Annotated in this window: 17 protein-coding genes; 4 read left to right on the top strand and 13 right to left on the bottom strand. The window is 67.6% G+C overall.

Annotated features, from left to right (window positions below; translation table 11 throughout):
* The 7 genes from HMPREF3115_RS20990 to HMPREF3115_RS20960 form a co-directional block, all read right to left on the bottom strand.
* On the bottom strand, positions 1-898 hold an 898-nt coding region (locus HMPREF3115_RS20990), incomplete at its 3' end, for a CheR family methyltransferase (protein ID WP_141751711.1).
* Positions 895-1,407 (bottom strand): chemotaxis protein CheW, encoded by a 513-nt coding sequence (locus HMPREF3115_RS20985; RefSeq protein ID WP_059940384.1) that lies wholly within the window; start codon positions 1,405-1,407, stop codon positions 895-897. The genes HMPREF3115_RS20985 and HMPREF3115_RS20990, both read right to left, overlap by 4 nt.
* The gene (locus HMPREF3115_RS20980; protein WP_070555872.1) at positions 1,404-3,080 is read right to left on the bottom strand and encodes a methyl-accepting chemotaxis protein; all 1,677 of its coding nucleotides are present in this window, start codon (positions 3,078-3,080) and stop codon (positions 1,404-1,406) included. The genes HMPREF3115_RS20985 and HMPREF3115_RS20980 overlap by 4 nt, the downstream gene beginning before the upstream one ends.
* Positions 3,081-3,197: 117 nt before the next feature.
* The gene (locus tag HMPREF3115_RS20975) at positions 3,198-4,331 is read right to left on the bottom strand and encodes a hybrid sensor histidine kinase/response regulator (RefSeq protein ID WP_059940382.1); all 1,134 of its coding nucleotides are present in this window, start codon (positions 4,329-4,331) and stop codon (positions 3,198-3,200) included.
* Positions 4,332-4,691: 360 nt separating this feature from the next.
* Positions 4,692-6,275 (bottom strand): Na+/H+ antiporter, encoded by a 1,584-nt coding sequence (locus HMPREF3115_RS20970; RefSeq protein WP_006404213.1) that lies wholly within the window; start codon positions 6,273-6,275, stop codon positions 4,692-4,694.
* A 200-nt stretch (positions 6,276-6,475) separates the two neighbouring features.
* Entirely contained in the window at positions 6,476-7,909 is a 1,434-nt protein-coding gene (locus HMPREF3115_RS20965) for an aldehyde dehydrogenase family protein (RefSeq protein WP_006404214.1), read from the bottom strand.
* A 28-nt stretch (positions 7,910-7,937) separates the two neighbouring features.
* Positions 7,938-9,578: an acetolactate synthase large subunit gene (locus tag HMPREF3115_RS20960; RefSeq protein ID WP_006398015.1), complete on the bottom strand. Its 1,641-nt coding sequence runs from the start codon at positions 9,576-9,578 to the stop codon at positions 7,938-7,940.
* A 364-nt stretch (positions 9,579-9,942) separates the two neighbouring features.
* Here HMPREF3115_RS20960 and HMPREF3115_RS20955 point away from each other — a divergent pair, with 364 nt between their 5' ends.
* A complete protein-coding gene (locus HMPREF3115_RS20955; protein ID WP_012217495.1) occupies positions 9,943-10,260 on the top strand; it encodes a type II toxin-antitoxin system RelE/ParE family toxin in 318 nt (105 codons plus the stop codon).
* 3 nt (positions 10,261-10,263) lie between these two features.
* Positions 10,264-10,563, top strand: a complete 300-nt coding sequence (locus HMPREF3115_RS20950; protein ID WP_006398012.1) for an addiction module antidote protein — start codon at positions 10,264-10,266, stop codon at positions 10,561-10,563.
* A 34-nt stretch (positions 10,564-10,597) separates the two neighbouring features.
* Here the strand turns inward: HMPREF3115_RS20950 and HMPREF3115_RS20945 are convergent, their stop codons facing one another.
* From HMPREF3115_RS20945 to andAc, 5 genes are all read right to left on the bottom strand, one after another.
* Positions 10,598-11,884 (bottom strand): DUF445 domain-containing protein, encoded by a 1,287-nt coding sequence (locus HMPREF3115_RS20945; RefSeq protein WP_070555869.1) that lies wholly within the window; start codon positions 11,882-11,884, stop codon positions 10,598-10,600.
* A 114-nt stretch (positions 11,885-11,998) separates the two neighbouring features.
* Positions 11,999-13,219, bottom strand: coding sequence for an anthranilate 1,2-dioxygenase system ferredoxin--NAD(+) reductase (gene andAa, locus HMPREF3115_RS20940; RefSeq protein ID WP_070555867.1), 1,221 nt, complete (start codon positions 13,217-13,219; stop codon positions 11,999-12,001).
* Positions 13,209-13,535, bottom strand: coding sequence for an anthranilate 1,2-dioxygenase ferredoxin subunit AndAb (andAb, locus tag HMPREF3115_RS20935; protein WP_006404219.1), 327 nt, complete (start codon positions 13,533-13,535; stop codon positions 13,209-13,211). The genes andAa and andAb overlap by 11 nt, the downstream gene beginning before the upstream one ends.
* A gap of 17 nt (positions 13,536-13,552) precedes the next feature.
* On the bottom strand, positions 13,553-14,041 hold the full coding sequence (andAd, locus tag HMPREF3115_RS20930) for an anthranilate 1,2-dioxygenase small subunit AndAd (RefSeq protein ID WP_006398008.1): 489 nt from the start codon (positions 14,039-14,041) through the stop codon (positions 13,553-13,555).
* Positions 14,042-14,055: 14 nt separating this feature from the next.
* Positions 14,056-15,327: an anthranilate 1,2-dioxygenase large subunit AndAc gene (gene andAc, locus HMPREF3115_RS20925; RefSeq protein WP_070555864.1), complete on the bottom strand. Its 1,272-nt coding sequence runs from the start codon at positions 15,325-15,327 to the stop codon at positions 14,056-14,058.
* 208 nt (positions 15,328-15,535) lie between these two features.
* Here andAc and andR point away from each other — a divergent pair, with 208 nt between their 5' ends.
* Positions 15,536-16,495 carry an anthranilate 1,2-dioxygenase regulatory protein AndR gene (andR, locus tag HMPREF3115_RS20920; protein ID WP_006404221.1) on the top strand — a complete coding sequence of 320 codons (960 nt, stop codon included), beginning with the start codon at positions 15,536-15,538 and terminating at the stop codon, positions 16,493-16,495.
* 146 nt (positions 16,496-16,641) lie between these two features.
* Here the strand turns inward: andR and HMPREF3115_RS20915 are convergent, their stop codons facing one another.
* The gene (locus HMPREF3115_RS20915) at positions 16,642-17,538 is read right to left on the bottom strand and encodes a LysR family transcriptional regulator (RefSeq protein ID WP_006411359.1); all 897 of its coding nucleotides are present in this window, start codon (positions 17,536-17,538) and stop codon (positions 16,642-16,644) included.
* A 91-nt stretch (positions 17,539-17,629) separates the two neighbouring features.
* Between HMPREF3115_RS20915 and HMPREF3115_RS20910 the strand changes: the two genes are divergently transcribed.
* Complete coding sequence (locus tag HMPREF3115_RS20910; RefSeq protein WP_070555862.1) at positions 17,630-18,763, top strand: muconate/chloromuconate family cycloisomerase; 1,134 nt, start codon at positions 17,630-17,632, stop codon at positions 18,761-18,763.
* Positions 18,764-18,787 lie beyond the last annotated feature (24 nt).

The following is an 18,787-nucleotide window of genomic DNA, read 5'->3' as shown; positions in this document are numbered from 1 at the left end:
CGGCCGCCGGCATCGGCGTCGCGCGCCGCGTCGCGCAGCCGTCCGCGGGCGCGCCCGCGCGTTTGCGATGAAACGCGAACGCAAGCGGAATGCGCGCGGAACGCATGCCGTGCCGCATCGCGACGCCCGTTTCGGCCGGCCCGACGAACAGCATTCCGTCCTCGGTCATGCACGCGTCGAGTGAACGGATCACGCGATCCTGCACCTCGCGATCGAAATAGATCAGCACGTTGCGGCAGAACACGAAGTCGTAGCGGATGCCGGTATCCGACAGCGGCTCGACGAGATTGGCCTGACGGAACTGCACGCACGCGCGCACGCGCTCGTCGAGCACCCAGCCGTCCGCGGCCGGCGTGAAATAGCGCGCACGGAAGTCGGTCGTCGTGCCGCGAAACGCGTTGCGTCCATAGCTGCCGACGCGCGCGTGCTCGATCGCACGCGCACTCAGGTCGATCGCGTCGATCGCGAAGTCGTCGGGTTCGAGCCCGGCGTCGAGCAGCGCCATCGCGACCGAATACGGTTCCTCGCCCGTCGAGCACGGCGCGCTCAGCACACGCACAACGCGCGACGGCGACGCGGCGACGCGCTGCACCGCGAGCCGCGCGACGGTCGCGAATGCCTCGCGATCGCGGAAGAACCACGTCTCCGGCACGACGAACAGCTCGATCAGCGCGCGCCGCTCGTCGGCGCAGCCGTTGAGCCGCTGCCAGTACGCGTCGAGCGCCTCGGGCGTCACGGGCGGCCGCACCGAGGACGGCAGCCGTTCGCCGTCCGCGGCGAGCAACGCGTGCACGCGCTCGGTCACCGCGCGGATCAGGAAGTCGTTGCCGAGCGAATCGGGATCGATGCCCGTCTCGCGCAGCAGCCAGCCGCGAAAGCGCGAATCGAAATCTCTCATGCGGAGTCCTCCTCGCGGCCCGACAGGCCGTCGAACAGATGCAGGCGCGCGACGTCGTCGAGCAGATCGGCGACGGACACCAGCTGCACGATGCCGTCGCGCGTGCTGGCGACGCTGCCGAGCCAGCGCGTGCGCGGCGTCGTCATGCCGCTGGCGCGAAACGCCGCGCGGTCGATCCGCATCGTCTGCGTCGCGCGCTCGACGATCAGCCCGATGCGGCGCCCGTCGTCGGCCGCCGCGCCGCGATAGCGGACCATCACGAGCCGCGTCGAGCGCAGCGCATGCGCGCGCCGCCCGAGCGCGAGCATCGGCACGTCGATCACCGGCACCGGCTCGCCGTCGTGGATCAGCAGCCCGGCGATCCAGTCCGGCGCGCCCGGTACGCCCTTCGCCGTTGCGAGCGGCAGCACCGCGTCGATGCCGGCCGCGTCGAGCGCGTAGCGTTCGCCGTCGAGCTCGAACATCAGGAACAGCGCGTGTGCGCCGTTCTGCGATTCCGCGCGCGTCACGCGTCGACCTTGAAGCGCGACACGCTCGTGCGCAGCTGGTTTGCGACGAGCGTCAGGTCGTCGATCGCCTGCGACGACTGACGCAGCGACTCGGCCGTCTGCTGCGCGGCCTCCGACAGCTGCGACAGCGCCTGCGTGATCTGCTCGGCGCCGTTCGCCTGCGTCTGCATGCCTTCGTTGACCATCTGGAAGCGCGGCGCGAGCGTCTGCACTTCGGCGATGATCTGCGACAGCTGTCCGCCGACCTGCTGCACGTCGAGCATCCCGCGCCGCACTTCTTCGGAGAACTTGTCCATCCCCATCACGCCGGCCGACACCGCCGACTGGATTTCCTTCACCGTCTGCTCGATGTCGTAGGTCGCGACCGCGGTCTGATCGGCCAGGCGCCGGATCTCGGTCGCGACGACCGCGAAGCCGCGCCCGTATTCGCCGGCCTTCTCCGCTTCGATCGCCGCGTTCAGCGACAGCAGGTTCGTCTGATCGGCGACCTTGGTGATCGTCGCGACGACCTGGTTGATGTTGAGCGCCTTCTCGTTGAGGATCGCGAGCTTCGCGTTCACCGAGCCGGCCGCGTCCATCACGCTGCGCATCGTCTCGCCCATCCGCGTGAGCCCGCTCTGGCTCACGCCCGCGAGCGTCGCCGACTGCTCGGCGACGCCGGCCACTTCGTTCATCGTGCGCAGCAGATCGCGCGACGTCGCGAAGATCTCGCGCGACGTCGCGCCGATCTCGGTCGTGGTCGCTGCCGTCTCGTTCGCGGTCGCCTGCTGCTCGCGCGACGTCGCGGCGATCTCGGCCACCGACGTCGTCACCTGCAGCGACGACTGCTGCGCGCGCGCGACGAGCTCCGTCAGCTCGTCCGCCATCCGGTTGAAACCGGTCTCGAGCGTGCCGAACTCGTCGCGCCGCTTCAGGTTCAGGCGCTGCGTCAGATTGCCGGTGCGCATCACGTCGTGCACCTCGACGAGCCGCGCCATCGGCACGGTGATCGTCCGGTACAGGCCGTAGCCGAGCGCGAGCGCGGACAGCAGCACGATCCCGAGCGCGGCCGCGAGCACGATCTCGGTGTCCTGCACCGAGTTGCGGATCTGCTTGGCCGATTCGTCCGCGAACTTGCGGTTCTCCTGCACGAGCGTATTGGCGTAGCGGACCGTCTCCGTCCATGCCGGCAGCACCTTCGCGTAGGCGGCGACCGCATCGTCGCGCGACAACCGGCTTTTCTGCGCGGCGTCGTTCAGCAGCGGCAGATAACGGTCGTACGCCGCGCGGAAGGTGACGAAGCGCGCGCGATCGTCGTCGCGGAACGTCGTGGCCTGATAGTCGGCCGACAGCGTGTCGATCTGCTTCGTCGCGTCGGCGACGCGCGCGAGATCGCGATGCACGGATTCGCTATCCGTATCGACGAAGGTCGCCTGCTGCAGCGCCATGAACGTCTCGTTGACGAAGCCGCGCAGCGACGCCGCGAGATAGACGCCGGGCAGCGAGTCGCGCTCGATGCTGACGGCTTCCGTGTTGATCGCGCGCAGGCGCTCGTAAGACACGCCGGCAGTCACGAGCATCAGCACGAACAGCACGCCGAAGCTGAGCAGGATGCGGTTGCCGAGCGTCAGCCGCACGGCGCCGATCGTCGGGGGCAGGCTTTCATTGGTCGCGCGGGGCGTCACGGTGGCCATGTTGGTTATGGGCTTTCTGATAACTGCGTTGAAAAAAATCCGCGCTCGCCAGCGCGCCGCTGGGCACGCCGGGAACGCATCGGGGTCGGCACGGCATCGGCAGGCCGCGCCCGTCCATCACCGCTGCGCTTGCGCAGGCAGGCGCAGCGCGACCATGAAGCCGCGCGCCGAATTGCGCATCAGGATCTGGCCGCGATGCCGCGCGGCGGTCGCGCGCACGAACGCGAGCCCGAGCCCGAATCCGCTGCGCGCGGCGCCGTGCGCAGATTCGAGCCGCACGAACGACTCGGTCGCGGCCGCGCGCTGCTCGGGCGCGATGCCGGGGCCGGCATCCTCGACGCCGATCAGCCACGCGCCGTCGTCGGCCGCGAGCGTGCAGTGCACGTCGGTGCCGGCCGGACCGTATTTCAGCGCGTTGTCGATCAGGTTCGCGACCGCGCGCGTCAGCATCATGCGATCGCCCATCGTCATGCAATCCGTGTCGGGCACGTGCGCGACGACGCGGCTGCCGAAGCCGTTCGCCTTCTCCCACAACTGGTCGGCCGCATCGAGCACGATCTCGTTGAGGCTCACGAGTTCGTGCGCGCGCCGTTCCGACTGCGCACGCGTCAGATGAATGAAGCCGTCGGCGAGCGCGAGCGCACGCCGCGCATGGCCGGCAATGCGTTCCATGATCGCCGGCATGTCGCCGTGCTCGGCGCGATAGACGTCGAGCAGCGCCAGAATCGAGGTCTGCGGCGAGCGCATGTCGTGCGACAGAAAGTCGAGCGCCTCGTCGCGCTGCCGCGACATCAGGTATGAATTCGAGTGATAGCGGATCCGCGCCGTCAGCTCCATCGCGTCCGGCAGCTTCACCAGATAGTCGTTCGCGCCGGCGATGAACGCTTCGCGCTTGACGATCGGCTCCTCCTTCGCCGACAGCACGATGATCGGCACGCGCGCCGTGTCGGCGTCCGCGCGCCACGCGCGCACGAGATCGAGCCCGTCGATCTCGGGCATCACGAGATCCTGCAGGATCACCGTGGGTTTCACGTCGCGCGCGACCGTCAGCGCCCGGTGCGCGTCGGTGCACACATGCAGGTCGATGTCGTGTTCGCTGCGCAGCGCGCGACGGATCACCTCGCCGACGAACGGCTGATCGTCGACGAGCAGCACCGATAAACCGGATTGGAGACAATCCGACGCGCTTTCACCGCTCGATTCTTTCATAAATACCGTTTCAAATGCCGAATCTCCAATCGATTCTTTCATATACGTTGTTTATCCGACCTGGACGCTATCTTATTTTTCGGACGGAAAATGCCGCCCGATTTCGCCAGCCTGGCCCGCCGGCCTTAGTGGGCGGGGCTTTCGGTCGTCGATTTTCCCCGTCGACGCCCGCATTACCTCCGCACACTTTCTCTCAATAAACATAACCGGCTGATTCTAAATGAAATTAGAGCACAGCATCTATCTCGGAATGATTCAGCTTTGTCAAATGAGCGGAAGCAGTCGGAATCGAATAAATCGGATCATTTCCGGGTCGCCGGCGCGCGTGTGCGGCGGGCGGTGCGACTAGGCGCACGGGCGCCCCGAGGCCCAGCCGCAACGGCGCGTGCGTCCGAGGGCAAATCAGCCGCGCGCGTGATAGGCGGCCACTTCCTGCAGGTCGAGATCGCGTTCGAGCGCATGCAGCATCTCGTCGTGGATGCGGTCCGTGCGATGCAGGCGCAGCAGTTCCGCGCGGCCGGCCGCGATCGCGGCCAGCACGACGTCGTAGTGCGCGGTCCGTGCGCTGGCGGGGAACTCGGGCTCGTCCTTCAGCCGCTCGGTCAGCGCCGCGCGGTACGTGTACTGTTCGAGCAGCCGCGGATGGATCACGACCCCGTTCTCGTCGCGCACGAGCGGCTGGATCGCCGCGAGCTGCGCGGCCTCGACGCGTGCCCACGCCTGCGGCTCGCTCAGGTGGTGCGCGGCGCGCTCGTGACGCTGCGGCAGCCGCAGCAGCCGGATCAGCGGCCCGATCGTCGTGCCCTGCAGCAGTACCGTCACGAGAATCACCGCGAAGGCGGCGACGAGAATCACGTCGCGGCCCGGCATCGCGTCCGGCAACGACAGCGCGATCGCGAGCGTGACGACGCCACGCATCCCGGCCCAGCTCATCACGGTCGCCGCTTTCCAGTCGGGCCCGTCGCCGCGCCGCATGATGCCGCGCACCGGCCATTTCAGCGCTTCGACCGCATAGATCCAGACGAAGCGCGACAGCACGACCGCGGCCAGTACCGCGCCGACCGGCGGCAGCATCGTCGCGAGCACCTGGTCGAGGCCGCCGAGCCGCAGCATCGCGCCGCGCAGCGACAGGCCGATCAGCACGAACACGAGCGCCTCGAGCAGGAACACGATCACCTGCCAGAACGCCGTGCCGCGCGTGCGCACCGCCGCGGAAAACACCTCGTGCTGATGCCAGCCGACGATCATGCCGGCCGTGACGGTCGCGATCACGCCCGACACCTCGACCATTTCGCCCGCGATATAGGCGATCCAGCCGGCGAGCACCGCGACGGTGATCACGAGATAGTCGTCGTCGAGCAGCTTCAGGAACCACACGACGAGCCGGCCGATCACGAAGCCGACCACGACGCCGCCGAGCCCGAGCTCCGCGAAGCCGACCACCGCATGCTGCAGGCTGAACGCGCCGGTCAGCGCGGCGGCCACCGCGAAGCGGAACAGCACGAGCCCCGCCGCGTCGTTCAGCAGGCTTTCGCCTTCGAGCAGCACCATCAGCCGGCGCGGCAGCGCGACGCGCTCGAGCACCGCTTTCGCCGCCACCGCGTCGGGCGGCGAGACGATCGCGCCGAGCGCGAAACACGCGGCCCACGGCAGCGACGGCACGGCCCAGTGGACGGCAACGCCGACCGCGAACGTCGTGAACGCGACCGCGCCGATCGCGAGCAGCAGGATCCCGCCGACATTGCGCTTGAACTCCTGCCATACCGAGAAGTACGCGCCGTCCATCAGCAGCGGCGGCAGGAACACGACGAGCACGAGGTCGGGATCGAGGTTGATCGGCGGCAGGCCCGGAATGAACGCGATGCCGATGCCGCCGACCAGCAGCGCGGCCGCCGGCGGCAGCCGCAGCCGCTTCGCCGCGTATTCGAGCGCAACGATCGCAAGGAATGACAACAGAATCAGCTTGAATGCCGATACGGGGGACATGAATCGACCTCTCGAGGAAGGAACCGGCGGAACCGCCGGTGTCTTGGCCCGGGCGGTCGTTGCGCGCGATTACAACATGACCGCCGCGCGCAGTCGAGGTCGTTCGCCCCGCCGCGGGCGCGGGGCGCGGCCGCGCACGGAAAAACGGCACGCGGCCCGTCCTGCGGCCGGCGTGCCGTCGTCGAGGCGCGCAGCGTGCGTCAGCGACGCCGCACGACGAGCAGGCGCGGCTCGGTCATGTCCTCGATCGCGTAGCGGATCCCTTCGCGGCCGAGCCCCGAATCCTTCACGCCGCCGTACGGCATGTTGTCGACGCGGAACGACGGCACGTCGTTGATCACGACGCCGCCGACTTCGAGTTCGTCCCACGCCTGCTGCGTATGCGCGAGCGAATCGGTGAACACGCCGGCCTGCAGCCCGAAATCGCTGTCGTTGACGCGCGCGAGCGCGTCGTCGAAACGGTCGAACTTCTCGAGGATCGCGATCGGCCCGAACGCCTCCTTCCGGTACAGGTCCTGGTCGCGGCCGACGTTTTCGAGCAGCGTCGCCTCGAACATCGCGCCGTCGACCTTGCCGCCCGCGACGATCTTCGCGCCGGCCGCCACGGCCGCGTCCATCCAGCCGGACAGCCGCCGCGATTCGGACTCGGAAATCATTGGGCCGACGAATGTCGACGGATCCTTCGGATCGCCCATCTTCAGCGCGCGCGTCTTCGCGATCAGCTTGTCGCGCAACGCGTCGTAGATGTCCGCATGCGCGAGGATCCGCTGCACGCCGATGCAGCTCTGGCCGGACTGATAGAACGCGCCGAACGCGAGACGCTCGACCACATAGTCGAGCCGGTCGCGCTGGTCCGCGTCGACGATCGCGGCCGCGTTGCCGCCGAGCTCGAGCACCACTTTTTTCTTGCCGGCCTTCTCCTTCAGCGCCCAGCCGACGGCCGGCGAGCCCGTAAACGACAACAGCCGGAAACGGTCGTCGGTCGTGAACAGATCCGCGCCGTCGCGATGCGCGGGCAGCACCGAGAACGCGCCCTTCGGCAGATCGGTTTCCGCGAGCACTTCGCCGATGATCAGCGCGCCGACCGGCGTGCGGCTCGCGGGCTTCAGCACGAACGGGCAGCCGGCCGCGAGTGCGGGCGCGACCTTGTGTGCGGCCAGGTTCAGCGGAAAGTTGAACGGCGAGATGAACGAGCACGGACCGATCGGCACGCGCCGCGTATAGCCCGTATAGCCCTGCGCGCGCGCGGAGATCTCGAGGTTCAGCACTTCGCCGTCGATGCGCACCGCTTCCTCGGACGCGACGCGGAACGTGTCGATCAGCCGCGTGACTTCGCCTTTCGCGTCGTTGATCGGCTTGCCGGCCTCGATGCAGAGCGCTTCCGCCAGTTCGTCGAAGCGCTCGCGAAAGCGCGCGACGCAATGGTCGAGCACGGCCTGCCGCTGGTACGCAGGCAGTTCGCGCATCGGCTTGGTCGCGTCGACGGCCGCGCCGATCGCCGCGTCGATCGCCTTCGCGTCGGCGAGCGCGACGCGCGTCGCGACCTTGCCGCTGTACTTGTCGGTGACTTCGAGATCGGTATTCGCGTAGACGGCCTCGTTGGCCAGGTAGTACGGATAGGTTTCCTTCAGCATGGAACGGCTCCTTCCGGTGAACGGGGATTCAGAGCTGCGCCGACAGCCGCTTGATCTCGCGGTTCAGCACGCGCTCGTTGTCGGAATAGTCGACCGGCACGTCGATCACGTGCACGCCCGGCGATGCGAAGCATTCGCGCAGCAGCGGCTCGAGCGCATCGGCCGATTCGACGCGATGGCCGTGTGCGCCGTAGCTCTGCGCATACGACACGAAGTCGGGATTCTTCAGCGTCATCGCGAAATCGGGGAAGTTCATGTTTTCCTGCTTCCAGCGGATCATGCCGAACGCGTCGTCGCGCAGGATCATCACGACGATGTCGAGCCCGAGGCGCACCGCCGTTTCGAGCTCCTGCGAGTTCATCATGAAGCCGCCGTCGCCGCACACGGCGATCACCTTGCGCTGCGGATGGACGATCTTCGTCGCGATCGCGGACGGCAGACCGGCGCCCATCGACGCGAGCGCGTTGTCGAGCAGCAGCGAGTTCGGCTCGTGCGCGCGCCAGTAGCGCGCGAACCAGATCTTGTACATCCCGTTGTCGAGACAGACGATGCCGTCGACCGGCAGCGCGTTGTACAGGTCGTTGACGATCCGCACCGGATACATCGGGAAGCGCGGATCGTGCTGGCCCTTCTGCAGGTGCGCGTCGAAATGTTCCTTGATCATCGCGAAGCGCTCGAAATCCCAGTGCGGCTGCGGCGCGATCGCTTCCTTCATCTGCCAGACCGCATTCGCGATATCGCCGACGACTTCGATCTGCGGAAAATACACGGGGTCGACCTGCGCGCCGAGGAAGTTCACGTGAATCACGGTCTTGTCGTCCGCGCGCATGAAGAACGGCGGCTTCTCGATCACGTCGTGGCCGACGTTGATGATGCAGTCCGCATGCTCGATCGCGCGATGCACGAAATCGCCGTCGGACAATGTCGCATTGCCGAGCCACAGCGGATGCGTCTCGTCGATCACGCCCTTGCCCATCTGCGTCGTAAAGAACGGGATGCCCGTCTTGTCGACGAATTCGAGCAGCATCTTGCAGGTCGTCTTGCGGTTGCCGCCCGCGCCGATCATCAGCAGCGGATGGCGCGCGGCCTGGATCGCGTCGACGGCATGCGCGACCGCCTTCTGCTCGGCGATCGGCCGGCGGCTGAAGCTGCGCGGGATCGGCTTGCCGTCGCCTTCCTCGTGCGCGATGTCTTCCGGCAGCTCGAGGTGCGCGGCGCCCGGCCGCTCCTCCTCCGCGCGCCGGAACGCCTCGCGTACCGCCGACGGAATATTGCCGATCGACACGATCTGCCGCGTGAATTTGGTCAGCGGCTGCATCATGCCGACGACGTCGACGATCTGGAAGTGGCCCTGCTTGCTGGACTTGATCGGCTTCTGGCCCGTGATCATCAGCATCGGCATCCCGCCGAGCTGGGCATACGCGGCGGCCGTCACGAAGTTCGTCGCGCCGGGGCCGAGCGTCGCGAGACACACGCCGGTGCGGCCCGTCAGGCGGCCGTAGGTCGCGGCCATGAAGCCGGCCGCCTGTTCGTGCCGCGTCAGCACGAGCCGGATCTTCGAGCGCCGCAGCGATTCGAGCAGATCGAGGTTTTCTTCGCCGGGAATGCCGAACACGTACTCGACGCCCTCGGCCTCCAGCGCCTTCACGAACAGATCCGATGCTTTCATGGGGACTCTCGGTTGATGCCGCGCGCACGGCTTACGGACGCGCGACGCTTGAGACGGCGCGCGCCGGCCTACGGAGCGCGAACGTATTACCTACCGGATACGAACCACGGGCACTGCCCGCCGCGCGGCGCGCGGCGGCTCCTCCCGATGGGAGGCGAACGGACCCGCCCGCGCGCGACACACGCGGACGGCAAAGCCGTTTTCGATTGTAGACGCTATCTCGAAACGACGACGTCGACGTGAGCGGCACCGTTCCACGCATCGGCCTGACGGCCGAATCGGCGCCATGACCGCGCGCACGGCCGTACTGTGACGCTCCGACCTTCCGATGAGGATGTGAACCGTGGTTGACAAATTACCTGTAATGCCTTACCTTGCTCCAACGTTCAGCATCCGGACGACCGCCGTGTTCGACGCGTGGTTTGCCGGCCTGCAGGACCGCACCGCGAAGCGCCGCATTCAGGCGCGCATCGATCGGCTGTCGATGGGCAATCTGGGCAACTGGAAGTCCGTCGGGTCGCCCGTCTACGAGATGCGCATCGATCACGGCCCCGGCTATCGCGTGTATTTCGTGCGGCGGCGCACGATATGGGTCGTCCTGCTGTGCGGCGGCGACAAATCCACGCAGCGCGACGACATTCGCGCCGCCCATGCGATGCTCGAGCATCTCGACCTGGAGTAACCGATGAGCAAGATCAGCACGCGGCCGTGGGATTCGGCCGAACACCTGAAGACCGACGACGACATGGCCGAGTATTTCGAAGCTTGCCTCCAGGAAGGCGGCGACGATCCGGCATTCATCGCGCACGCGCTCGGCGTGATCGCGCGCGCCCGCGGCATGTCGCAAGTCGCGCGCGATGCGGGGCTATCGCGCGAGGGGCTGTACAAGGCGCTGTCGCACGACGGCAATCCCAGCTTCGGCACGATCCTCAAAGTGATCAAGGCGCTCGGCCTGCAACTGCACGGCGCGAAAGCGCACGCCTGATGCGCGCGCCCGCGCGGTGCGGCGCGCGGCCGCGTCAGTGCAGCCAGTCGCCGGCCCAGCGCGGCACGAGCGACACCAGATACAGGCCGAACCCGATCAGCCCGCCGACCAGCGTGCCGTTGATGCGGATGTACTGCAGATCCTTGCCGATATTCAGTTCGATCTGCCGCGACATCTCGCGCGCATCCCAGTTGCGCACCGTATCGCGGATATGCCGCATCAGGAAATCCGCGAAATCGGGCGCCATCTCGTGCACGGCACGCTCGACGTGCTCGTTCAGCGACGCGCGCAGCGCCGGGCTTTCCGCGAGCCGCGCGCCGAGCCAGCCGCCGAGCGTCGCGGCCTGCCGATGCAGCGCCGAATCGGGGCGCGCGAGATCGGCCTTCAGCCATGCGCGCAACTGCACCCACAGGTCCTTCAAATAGGCGTTGAACGCATCGCCGTCGCGGATGTAGCGCTTGATTTCGTCGCCCTTGTCGATGAACGCGCGATCGTGCTTCAGACGCTCCGTCAGCGAGTGCACGATGCGGTCGAAGCGCTGACGCAGCTCATGCTCGGGGTCGGCCGCGACCGCTTCGAGCACGCGGCTCACCGCATTCGCGACGAGCTCGGCGCCGTTCTCGCCGAGCCAGTGCGTCGGCATGATCTTCTCGACCTTCGGATATTGCGTCTTCAGCCATTCGACGATGAAGCCCGCGATCACGTCGCGGTTCTCGTCCTTGCCGAGCACCGCGACGATCTGCGCGATCGCGTCGTCGAGCAGCGCTTGGTGGCGGCCGTCCTTCGTCAGCGTATCGAGGATCGCGCCCGCCGACTGCGACAGGTCGATCCGGTCGATCGCCGCGCGGAACGCGTCGTGCACGAACGACTGGATGCGCGCGTCGTCGGTCATGTCGAGCACGAAGCTCATCAGCTTCGTCGCGTAGCCGCCGAGCGCCTCGGTGTTCGCCGGCTCGCCGAGCCACGCACCGAGCCGTTGCGCGGGATCGTGCTGGCGGATCTGCGCGGCGAGCGCGTCTGGGCCGAGAAACTTCTCGCGGACGAACACCGCGAGATTGTCGGCAATCTTGTCCTTGTTCTGCGGAATGATTTCGGTGTGGCGCGACACGAACGGGATCGGCACGCGGCGGAACAGCGCGGCGACCGCGAACCAGTCCGCGAGCGCGCCGACCATCGCGGCTTCGGCGACGGCCTTCACGCCATCGATCCACGGGCCGCGCGGCAGAAAGATCGTCGTGACGAACACCGCGACGGCGGCAAGCAGCAGCCACAGCGCGCGGCGCTTGCTGCGTTTCAGTTCAAGGGCTTTGTCTGACGTCATGGGCAAACGGGCGATACACGCGATGCCGCCAATATGCACCGAGTCGGCCGTTGCCGCCAAATGCACCGCACGCGCCCATGCCGCCACGCATGCGCGCGTGCGACCGTACGCCCGTTACAGAAACGCTTTCAGGTTGACGGCCGGATCGGCAAGCCGCGCCCGATCCGGCATCGCGCCGGCCGCGATCAGCCTGCGCGAAGCGCCGATGTCGCGCCCCGCGTTCGCGGCCGCCACCGCGACGATCCTGCCGTCGTGCGCGAGCCCGAACGCGGTGAATGCGCCGCTCGCCGGATCGCCGCGTACGACCATCGCGTGCTCGCTGCCGAACAGCCCGAGCATCTGCAGGTTGCAGTCGTACTGATCGGACCACAGCCACGGCAGCTCCGCGTACGTGTCGTCGGCGCCGAGCGCGTTCGCGGCCGCCACCGCCGGCTGATTCTCCGCGACCTGCCACGACTCGATCCGCACATGGCGGCCGAGCAGCGGATTGAAATGCATCGTCACCTCGCCGGCCGCGAAGATCGCGGGATCGGCCGTGCGGCAGCCGGCGTCGACGCGTATGCCGTTGTCGACGTCGAGCCCGGCCGCATGCGCGAGTTCGACGTTCGGCACGACGCCGATGCCGACGACCACCACATCGCACTGCACGTCGCCGGCGTCCGTGTCGACGATCGCGCCGCCGCCCGCTGCGCGGCGGACGGCGCGCGGCGTCGTCGCAAGCCGGAACGCGACGCCGCGGCCGTCGTGCAGCTGCCGCGCATACGTGCCGACCACTTCCGGCAGCGCGCGCTGCAGCAGCCGCGCGGCCGGATCGATGACCGTCACGTCGCAGCCAAGCTGCCGCGCGGCGGCCGCCACCTCGAGGCCGATGAAGCCGCCGCCGAGTACCGCGACGCGACGGCCGGGCGCGAGCTGCGCGCGCAGCGCACGCGCGTCGGCGACCGTACGCACGTAGTGCAGCGCGACGCCGTCGTCGACGGGGCCCGCGAACGGGCGGACGCGCGAGCCGGTCGCGAGCACGAGCCGCACGTACGGCAGGCTCGAACCGTCGTCGAGCCGCACACGCTGCGCGTCGCGCTCGATCGCGTCGACGCGCGTGCCGAGCCGCAGCGCGATCCGCTGTGCGTCGTACCAGCCGGCATCGCGCACGAACGCGCGTTGTTCGCCGCCGTCGCCGAGCAGCGCGTCCTTCGACAGCACGGGACGGTCGTACGGCAGTTCGCGCTCCGCGCCGATCATCACGATGCGCACGTCGGGATCGCGCGCGCGCAGCGCTTCGGCCGTGCGGCGCGCCGCATGTCCGGCGCCGACGATCACGAACGGGTCAGCCGACATTGACTTCCACCTGTCCGTCGACGATCCGGATCGGATACGTGCGCACCGGCTCGGTGATCGGCGCGCACTTCGGCGCACCGGTGCGGATGTCGATCAGCCCCTGATGCAGCGGGCATTCGACGCAGCCGTCCTCCACATAGCCTTCGGACAGCCGCGCGTGGCCGTGCGAGCAGAGGTCGTGCATCGCGAACAGCTCGTCGCCGATCCGGAACACCGCGATCGGCTTCTGTCCCGCCACGCGCGCGGCCGGTTCGTCTTCGGAAAATTCGTCGAGCGTGCCGAGCGGATGCCACTCGGCGAGCGTTGCTTCGGTCATGTCGTCTCCTTGCTGGATCAGATCGGCGTCGCGAGCAGCGTCTGCACGCGCGACGTGTCGTAGATCACGCGTTTCGTGCGGTAACGCCAGCCTTCAGGCGTGCGCACGACCGTGTCGTAATACTTACCGGCCTGATACACGTTCGATTCGCCGTTGCTGCGCGTCTGCACGACCACGTAATTGCTCTCGGTGTCGATCTCGCCGTCGCGCTGCGCGACGATCGTGAGGCCGGACGTCATGTGCCGGTACGTATGCTCCTCGTAAATGTTCGCGTGCCGAAGCGACACGACGCGATCGCGCAGCATCCGCCGGTTCGTGCAGTGCACGATGCCGACCGGCAGCCCGAGATCGGCGTTCTCCTTCGGCACGATCTCGTACGTGCAGTCCTCGGTGAACATCTCGGGCCACTGTTCGAGGCGGTTGTTGTCGAGGTGGCCGATGTAGCGGTTCTGCAGCATGTAGATCGCGAACCACGTGTTCATGTCTTCGGTCAGGTTGTCCATCATTGCGCGCTCCCGATTCAATAGCCCATCAGCTTCTGGTAGCCGACCCAGAACTTGCGGATCAGGCTTTCGGTGATCACCGTGTCCTGCTGGTCGGGATTGCCGCGCGACATCTCGATCACCGACGTCGCATCGCCGTCGCGCACGGTGCCGCGCTGCACGAGCTCGGTCGCTTCGATGTCCTCCATCGAGATGTAGCCGGCCGGCCCGACGAGGTTCGCCTGCTTGATGCGCAGCGCGCGCAGTTCGGGCGTGTCGTCGGTGTAGCCGAAGAAGTGGAAGATCAGCTCGAAGTTGTCGGGTCCCTTCGGCAGGATCTGCCGCGCGACGAGCGTGTTGTGGATCTGCTGGATCACGAGCTGTGGAAAGATCGGCTGAATGTGGTTCGTGCAGTCCTCGTCGTATTCGGACACGAGATCGAGGATCGATTCGTCTTCCAGATGAAAGCCCTCGTCGAACGACCGGATGTTCTGCTGCTTGTACGCGGCCGACGTGTCGTCGCCCGTCTTCGTCACGGTGATGATGCTGTGCAGCCCGTGATTCGCGTCCGGAATCGAACGCGCCTTCATCCCGACGCGGAAGATGTTGAACGTCGTATGGAACAGATGCAGCATGCTCGCGTGATACGGATCCTTCACGTTCTCGAGATAGAGCTTCCAGTTCGATTTCGAATACTGGCGCGTACAGCCGAGATACTCGATCGGCTTGTGGAAGATCCGGTCGATCCACGGACGCATCTGTTCCCCGAGATAGTCGGGCAGCGGCGCGACATCGTCGCTGAACGTCGCGAACACGAGCCCGCGATAGCTGTCGACGCGCAGCTGGCGCAGGCCGTGCTGCTTCGGATCGAAATCGGCCGGCATCCCGGTCATGCCCTTCTGGCCGCGCCGGAACGGCACGCCGAGCAGGTTGCCGCGGTTGTCGAAGCTCCACTGGTGATAGACGCACGTATGCGAACTCGCGTTGCCGCGCGCTTTGCGGCAGACCTGCGCGCCGCGATGCGCACAGCGGTTCACCCAGGCGGCCAGCGTGCCGTCGTCCGTGCGCGTGACGACGACCGGCGTGTCGCCGACGAACGTGCTCTTGAAGTCACCCGGATTCGGGATTTCCGCTTCCAGCGCGACGAAGTTCCAGGTCGGCCCGCGGAAGATGCGTTCCTGTTCGCGGTCGTACACCGCGCGCGAGCTGAACACCTTGTACGGCACGCGCGAGCCGTCGTCGTGCGGGAAAACCACGTCGTCGGCGGCGTCGCGTGCGGCGAACCGGACGGGCGATTCTGTGTGCTCCATGTCGGACTCCTTGTCGATCCGTGTCGTTGACTCCATGGAGCGGATTTTTGAAACGCTAATATTCGGCGTCTATCCGGAAAGTGCGATTGCGGCGGCGCAGTATCCACTTTCGGCGGATTTCTGCGCTAGCATGACGCACACACGATGCCGCGCGCGGTCTCGACCGATTCGTCCGACCGATGCGCACGTCCCCACGAAGGCCCGGCCCATGTCCCCAACGCCGTTCGAGCCGCTTGCGCTGCGCGCGCATCGGCTGTTCGAATCCCGCGATCTCGACGAAACGCGCGAGCGGATCTCGCGTGTGATGCAGCCGCATGCACTGCTGCCGAGCGGCCGTGTGTGCGGCGCGTCGCATATGGATTTCGTGCGGCTCGGCGGGCTCGGGATCGGCACGATCGCGTTCGGCGACGCGATGCGCGTACAGGTCGACGCGGTCGACGGCTACTACCTGCTGATGTTCTGCCTGTCCGGCCACGCGGACGTGCGTGCGATGGGGCGGCAGCTCGGCGTCGATGCCCAGACGGGCGTGCTCTGCGCGCCGGGCGAACGCTTCGATGCACTGCTGTCGGCGGATTGCGAGCAGTTCGTGCTGCGGATCGACGCGGCGACGGTACGCACGCTGACCGGCGATCCGCGTGCGACGCTCGATCCGGTGCTGCACGTCAGCGACGCGGCGCTCGCCGCCTGGCGCGATCAGCTGATGCTGGTCGCGCGCTCGCCGGACCTGCTCGAACGCGCGCGGACGAATCCGCGCGTCGCGTCGCAGCTCGAGCATCTGCTGATCGATCTGCTGATCGAAGGCCACCCGCCGTCCGTGCTGCCGGCGGCACGCCACGATCCGGTGCCCGGCTTCGTGCGGCGCGCGCAGGAATTCGTCGATGCGCACTACGCGCAGCCGCTGCAGCTCGCCGACATCGTACGCGCGGCCGACGTGCCCGAGCGCACGCTGCGCGACGCGTTCCTGCAGTTTCGCGGCACGAGCCCGATGCAATACCTGCGCGCGAAGCGCCTCGAGCATGCGCGCGAGCTGCTGCTCGGCGCGACGCCCGAGCGGCGGATCGCCGACATCGCGCTCGACTGCGGGTTTACGCACCTCGGCCGGTTCGCGCTCGCGTATCGGGAAAGATTCGGCGAATCGCCTTCCGAAACGCTTGCCGGACGGTCGTAAGCGCAGGTGCGCGCTCCGGCGCCGGGATGCCCGCGCTCAGGCGCTCACGCATCTCATGCGCTCATGCGCCGCCGCCATGCGGACGCACAGGGGATAGGCCGTTAGTTGCGAACCTACGAGCCAATCGATCGAGCGACCGACCGCCGCTAGGCGTGCCCCGCCGGCACGATCATCTCGCGCGCGATCGCGCAGAACTTCGCGGTCGCCGCGCTTTCGCCGTGCAGCCGGCGGCTCATGATGATCGGCGACGTCGCGACCGGTTCCGGCAGCCGCCGGTAGACCACGCCCTTCACGCGCACGCCCTCCACGCTCTCCGGTACCAGCGACACGCCGACCTTCGCCGCGACGAGCCCGAGCGCCGTCTGCAGTTCGCGCACCTCGTGCACGGCGGCCGGCACCAGCGCGCCGTCGCGCAGCGCGGACAACTGCTGATCCGCGAAGCTCGGCCGCGGCGTGCTCGGATAGACGATCAGCGTTTCGTTCGCGAGGTCCGCGAGCGTCAGCGGCCGATCGGGATCGGCGAGCGGATGACCGACCGGCACCGCCGCGATCAGCTTTTCCTCGATCAGCGCTTCGCGCACGAGCTGGTCGTCGTCGAAGCGCAGCCGCCCGAAGCCGACGTCGATCCGCCCGCCCTTCAGCGCGCCCAGTTGCTCGAGCGTGAACATTTCGACGAGCGACAGCTCGACGTCCGGCTGCGCCTCGCGAAACGCGCGGATCACGTCGGGCAGCGCGCCGTACAGCGTCGACGGCACGAACCCGATCACGATCCGTTCCGACAGCTGCGCGAGCCGCCGCGTCAGCGGCCCGAGTTCGTCGGCCTGCTCGACGACGCGTCGCGCCTGCGCGTAGAACACGCGCCCCGCGTCGGTCAGCTTCAGCGGCCGTGCGCCGCGCACGAACAATGGCAGCCCGAGTTCCTCCTCGATCGCCTGCAACTGGCGGCTCAGCGGCGGCTGCGTGATGTGCAGCCGCTCCGCCGCGCGCGTGATGTTCATTTCCTCGGCCACGGCCATGAAGTACCGAAGCTGGCGCAATTCCATTTCATGCTCCGAAGGTATGGAAGTAGTCGGAAAGAGTGTTGGACGCGGCCCGGCGCGTATTCCTACCATGTGCACCGACAGGAGGAATCGCATGATAGCAACAGCCGCCACGATCGAAAGCGTCGAGACGCTGCTGGTCGACGTACCGACGATCCGGCCCCACAAACTCTCGGTCGCGACGATGAACTGCCAGACGCTCGTTCTGGTCCGCATACGATGCACGGACGGTATCGAAGGCGTCGGCGAAGCGACGACGATCGGCGGGCTCGCGTACGGTGAGGAGAGCCCGGAAAGCATCAAGATCAACATCGATACGTATTTCGCGCCGCTGCTGCGCGGGATGGACGCGACGCGTCCGGGCGCCGCGATGGCGCGCGCCCGCAAGCTGTTCCAGGGCAATCGCTTCGCGAAATGCGCGCTCGAGACGGCGCTGTTCGATGCGCAGGCGCGCCGCGTCGGCGTGCCGCTGTCCGAGTTGTTCGGCGGCCGCGTGACCGATGCGGTCGACGTCGCGTGGACGCTCGCGAGCGGCGACACGAAGCGCGACATCGCGGAGGCCGAAGCGATGCTCGATGCGCGTCGCCACCGCGCGTTCAAGCTCAAGATCGGGTCGAACGCGGTCGACGACGACGTCGCGCACGTGATCGCGATCAAGCGCGCGCTCGGCGATCGCGGCGACGTGCGCGTCGACGTGAACCAGGCATGGACGGAAACCGATGCGATCCGCGCCTGCGCGCGGCTCGCGGACGCGGGCGTGAGCCTCGTCGAACAGCCGATCGCCGCGAGCAACCGGACGGGCCTGCAACGGCTCACGCAACTCGCACACGTGCCGATCATGGCCGACGAGGCGCTGCACGGCCCGATCGACGCGTTCGCGCTCGCGCAAACACGCGCGGCCGACGTGTTCGCCGTGAAGATCGCGCAGTCGGGCGGTCTGCAAGGCGCCGCACACGTCGCGGCGATCGCGTCGGCGGCCGGCATCGATTTGTACGGCGGCACGATGCTCGAAGGCGCGGCCGGCACGATCGCCTCCGCGCAACTGTTCAGCACGTTCGCTTCGCTGAAATGGGGCACCGAGCTGTTCGGCCCGCTGCTGCTGACCGAGGAAATCCTCGTCGAACCGCTGCGCTACGAGGACTTCAAGCTGCATCTGCCGGCGACGCCGGGCCTCGGCATCGCGTTCGACTGGGCGCGCATCGACCGGATGCGGCGCGGCGCCCGCTGATTCCATACGACAACCGAAACCGGA

It is taken from the genome of Burkholderia sp. HMSC10F09 (assembly GCF_001806955.1).
Taxonomy (GTDB): domain Bacteria; phylum Pseudomonadota; class Gammaproteobacteria; order Burkholderiales; family Burkholderiaceae; genus Burkholderia; species Burkholderia multivorans.
This window is presented reverse-complemented; position numbering and strand designations above follow the sequence as displayed.